The sequence below is a fragment of the Colwellia echini genome (assembly GCF_002843355.2).
GTDB lineage: Bacteria > Pseudomonadota > Gammaproteobacteria > Enterobacterales > Alteromonadaceae > Colwellia > Colwellia echini.
Genome location: NZ_PJAI02000044.1, coordinates 1 through 4,809, shown reverse-complemented (window position 1 = coordinate 4,809; position 4,809 = coordinate 1). Strand labels below are relative to the sequence as shown.

The window sequence follows — 4,809 nt, the reverse complement described above, 5'->3', positions numbered from 1 at the left end:
ATTAAAGCAGGACAAAAAACAGTTTGCTGTTTCGTGCCTCAACATTTTAGCAAACAATTTTTTGCCTCTTAATGAGGCGTTATGTATTTAGTGTTTCATCTAACCCTTGAGCACCTATTATGAATAATCAAAGGAAACAAAGTGAAAACAGAACTATATTCTATATCTAAGATATTTACTGAACGTTTATTGAGAATTCCTGATTACCAAAGAGGTTATGCTTGGGGAGACAAACAGTTAAAAGACTTTTGGAGTGATTTATCACAATTAGAATCAGGACATAATCATTATGTTGGTGTTTTAACTTTAGAAGATGTCCATAACGATAAAGTTGTAAACTGGAAAGACGACACTTGGATCATAAAATCAAAGTGTTATGAACCACATTATGTTGTAGACGGCCAACAAAGACTAACTACTGTAGTGGTTTTGATTCAATGTATTTTAGAAGCTATAAAAGAAAATAATTTAAACTATACCGAGCCACAAGATATTAGAAAAAAATTCATATTTGAGACAAAAGATCAGGGTATATCTCGTTCATATCTTTTTGGTTATGAAGTTGATAACCCAAGTTATGAGTTTTTAAAACAAAAAATATTCTGTGAGGACTCAGATAATCAACTTAATATTCAGGAAACTATATATACAAATAATTTATTGAATGCCAAAGAATTTTTTCTTGATAAATTAAAAGACATGGAGCTTCAGTGGATAGAATCACTTTACACGAAAGTCACTCAAAACCTTCTCTTTAATATTTATTCTATGTCAGATGAAATAGATGTACATGTTTCATTTGAAACGATGAACAATAGAGGGAAGTCACTATCTCACTTAGAGTTATTAAAAAATAGATTGATTTATTTATCTACTAAACTAGATGAAGAATCTTATGAAAAATTAAAATTACGAACCTCTATTAATGAATGTTGGAAAACTATTTACCACCAATTGGGACGAAATAAAGACAATCCTCTTGATGATGATGTATTTCTATTTAATCACTTTATCTTATTTTTTGGTAAGTCAGTAAATAATGGAAATTCAATAAATTATCGACGTTTTAGACGAGGTTATGGAACCAATTATCAAGAGTATTTGCTTGATGTTAAGTTCACTACTAAGTCTCTTTCTAGTGATGGTGAAGAGAAACTGACCATAGAAGAATTGTATAGGTATGTTAGTAGTTTAAAAACATCTGTAGAAAAGTGGTATGAAATATCGAATCCAAAAGGTTCTTCACTGGACCCTGAAGTGGTTAAATGGTTAGAAAAAATAAACAGAATAGACTCTGAAGAGTGTTTACCTCTAATAATGGTAAGTTTACAAAAAGGAACTGCTCAACCTCTTATTGTGAAGTTCTTAACTTCAATAGAAAGACTTCTCTTTACTATGATGCTTATTCGTCGAAGTTTTGGAATAGACTTTGATGCTAGCAGATTTATTGAATGGGCTAGTGATCTAAGTAACGATGAAACCACGTTGGAAAAAATAATATTTAAAATGGATGAAACTAGAGATACATTAATATCTGATAAAAGGATAATTAATCAAATTTCTGACTCACTCAAAGACGGAGGATTCTACCGTTGGAGAGGGCTAAGATACTTTATGTATGAGTATGAACAAGAGCTTAAATCACAGTCAAAAACCTATACTGACAAATTGGATTGGGAATTACTTAGTGATGACATTCGAGATCATAAAACGATTGAACATATTTATCCACAAAATCCAAGAAAACCTTGTTGGACATCTAAATTTAAAGATTACTCAGGTAAAGAAAGAAGTCTGCTCCGACATTCGTTAGGTAACCTCGTACCATTGTCACATCCCAAAAATTCTAGCTTTCAAAATAAGCCTTTCTTAGACAAAGTTGGGAATTCTAGTAATACTATTGGGTTTAAATATGGTTCATTTTCAGAAATTGAACTAACCGATAATAAACAATGGACAGCTGTCGAAATTTTACATCGAGGTATACACCTTCTTAAATTTATGGAAAAAAGATGGAAGATTAAATTTGATGATTTAGCGCATATGGTTAACTTCTTGAATTTAGGTTTTGTGCTTAAAAAAGAGAAGTTAAAAATACATAACAAGGAAATTAAGTCGGACTCGTAACAGTTTGCCTAGTTCCACTTCGTTTCACATTTTAGCAAACTATTCCTCGCCGCTTATTGCGGCGTTAGAGGTATTCATGGAATTCAAGCAGTGGCTTCAGAATATAGAAAACTTATCACATACTCAGAAGTCTGATTATAAAATAAAAAAAACATTCAAAGCGGTTCTGAATTGGGTCTATAAAACCCAGTATAGAGGCGCGTGCCATGATACTTCAGCAGTTTTATACATATTACTTATGGAGCAAGGGGTTGACGCTAAACTTTGTATTGGTGAAGTAAAAATAGATGATAACTCATACTTCGATCATTCATGGGTGGAAGTTGAAGGGTTAGTCCTTGATGCATCGGTTTGCATGCCTAATATTGGGGGATATGAGTTCCCACCTGTTTTTGCATCTAAATGTCTTTCAAATTTAACTCCCCCTAAACTGTCGTATGGTAAATCATCTCCAGTTGGATTAGATGATGTAGGTATTTTTGTAAGTAGTGTAAATTTAATGGACTATTCATTGGGTCACCCCGAAGATCCTAATAAGTTATGGAAATTAGCTAAAACCTTGTCTAAAGAAGCAGAGATTAAAGTTAACTCTGGTAAGCTAAAAGATAAATACGGTAATGTAAAAAGAATTCTTGTTCGGAGCTAAATACCTCTAACAAGCTGTTAAACAAGGACAAAAAACAGTTGGCTTTTGCTCCTTCGTCGCTAATTTTAGCCAACAGTTTTATTGCCTGTTAACAGGGCGTTATAAGTTTTGAGAGTCCTGTGTATAAAATTAGTCAAAGTGTAATAAATAAGCGAAAAAGAGGTCCATATATTGTTGCGTTGTATGTAATTGGATTAGCGACTTTATTTTCATTACCATCAAAAGGTGAAGACTTCGATTGGCTTGGTTTCGCCTTCATTTTTGGTATTACAGCCGTTATTGCTGTTGGTTCAAACATTCTTGGTACTAAAAGGTTTTTGGCGTTGGCTAAAAATCATGAGATTCATATTCTCAAAGAGGGCTTAAAGTCTATCCAACAAGACGGATATAATGTACTTCCATGGGAAAGTGTAACGGGAGTTAAGCAAAAACTAAAAAATGATAACGTCATTAAACTAGTTTTAAAAACTTCCTCTGGCTCACTTGAGTTAAGTAACTACGACAAACTTAACGAGTTATCTTTGGGCTTGAAACAATATATAAAAACAGAATTGTGGCAATAAACTTATAACAAGTTACTCAAAAGGACAAATAACAGTTGGCTTTTGCTCCTTCGTCGCTTATTTTAGCCAACTATTTTTTGCCTCTTAGTAAGGCGTTATGTTTTAAGGAAACTATGGAGTTTATTCGCAGGTTTCTAACTTTAAAACCTATTAAAAAGTGGTTTTCTAAAAACTCAACTTTTGGAATTATTACTCCAAATGGGTGGATTGGCAGACCTTATGATAACCATCACCAATTATCTTCTATTGAGTATTCTGAAAATAAGGTGCTAATCAAAATTAAGGGAGGTCATATCTTCATTGTCACTCAGCCACTTAAATTATCAAAATTAGATAATAATTTAACGATAGCTGGTTTCAATAAGCTTGAACATAAATATGAGTTCTTGTCGAAACCTCGTTGTAATATTTATGAGTCAGGTGAAATGACATTTGTTAAGTTGCGTATTTAAAACATAACAAGCAAATCAATCAGGACAAAAAACAGTTGGTTTTTGCTCCTGCGTCGCTTATTTTAACCAATTGTTTTTTGCCCATTATTTGGGCGTTATGTGGCAATCGAGGAACGGTGTTATCAATGGATAGTAAGCGCACATTTATAGCTGTTTTCTTATCACCTTTCGCATCACTTATTGTTTTAGTTGTCGCGTTCATTGAATCTTTCGTTAGAGGTGAAAGCATTCAGTTTTTTGAAGGTTTTATTGTAATTGTTCTATTTGTTATTGGCTTTGTTTCTATATCATTTGCTTTTGTCATTCTCGTTGGGTTACCAATCCATCTAGGACTTTCCAAAATTCGGGTAACAAACTGGTTTGTTTATTGTTTACTTGGTATTTTAGTACCTCTATTTTATAAGTATGTTGATCTGCTAGGTAGTGAAATGCCTACTGAGCTTAGGTCAACAGATTATATTGCTTATGGTTTTGGTGGTTTCTTTGTTTCTTTGGCTTTTTGGGTCATTGCAGTAAAGCCACATAACAAGCAAATCAACAAGGACTAAAAACAGCGGGCTGTTCGCTTCGCTCCATTTTAGCCCACTATTTTTAGCCTGTTATTTGGGCGTTAGGTGTTTTGGGTAATTTGCTTAAGGTTTATTTTTTGATTCACGTTTTGCGCATCAATCACGCATCCTAAACCGTAATTTAGCTTTTTAATTATCGCGCGTATATTATTGTTTCGCGGTGATGCGTAAAATTGAGCAAAGCAGTTTATTTAACTTTTTGGTGCGCTAATTTCTCAGTTTTTACTGCAAAATTTCGTGCAAGACTTTGCCAATTACTTTATTGTGGTTTGGTAAGTTTAGGTGGCATAAACTCTAATCAGTTCAAACACCTAACAAGGCATTAAAGCAGGACAAAAAACAGTTTGCTGTTTCGTGCCTCAACATTTTAGCAAACAATTTTTTGCCTCTTAATGAAGCGTTAGGTGTTTTGGGTTATTTGCTTATGGTTTATTTTTTGATTCACGTTTAGT

Annotated in this window: 5 protein-coding genes; all 5 read left to right on the top strand. The window is 33.2% G+C overall.

The features are described 5' to 3' along the window. Nucleotides 1-141 precede the first annotated feature (141 nt). A complete protein-coding gene (locus CWS31_RS17015; RefSeq protein WP_101342773.1) occupies nucleotides 142-2,127 on the top strand; it encodes a DUF262 domain-containing protein in 1,986 nt (661 codons plus the stop codon). A 76-nt stretch (nucleotides 2,128-2,203) separates the two neighbouring features. Continuing rightward, on the top strand, nucleotides 2,204-2,773 hold the full coding sequence (locus CWS31_RS17010) for a lasso peptide biosynthesis protein (RefSeq protein ID WP_101342774.1): 570 nt from the start codon (nucleotides 2,204-2,206) through the stop codon (nucleotides 2,771-2,773). A 119-nt stretch (nucleotides 2,774-2,892) separates the two neighbouring features. Then, nucleotides 2,893-3,336, top strand: coding sequence for a hypothetical protein (locus tag CWS31_RS17005; RefSeq protein ID WP_101342775.1), 444 nt, complete (start codon nucleotides 2,893-2,895; stop codon nucleotides 3,334-3,336). 35 nt (nucleotides 3,337-3,371) lie between these two features. Continuing rightward, nucleotides 3,372-3,788, top strand: a complete 417-nt coding sequence (locus CWS31_RS17000) for a hypothetical protein (RefSeq protein ID WP_101342776.1) — start codon at nucleotides 3,372-3,374, stop codon at nucleotides 3,786-3,788. A 125-nt stretch (nucleotides 3,789-3,913) separates the two neighbouring features. Continuing rightward, nucleotides 3,914-4,336: a hypothetical protein gene (locus CWS31_RS16995; protein ID WP_101342777.1), complete on the top strand. Its 423-nt coding sequence runs from the start codon at nucleotides 3,914-3,916 to the stop codon at nucleotides 4,334-4,336. The last annotated feature ends 473 nt before the right edge of the window (nucleotides 4,337-4,809 follow it).

Bases quoted from the DNA above. Each gene is read 5' to 3' on its own strand.
- CWS31_RS17010 (WP_101342774.1), top strand. From the start codon at position 2,204: ATGGAATTCAAGCAGTGGCTTCAGAATATAGAAAACTTATCACATACT.
- CWS31_RS16995 (WP_101342777.1), top strand. From the start codon at position 3,914: ATGGATAGTAAGCGCACATTTATAGCTGTTTTCTTATCACCTTTCGCA.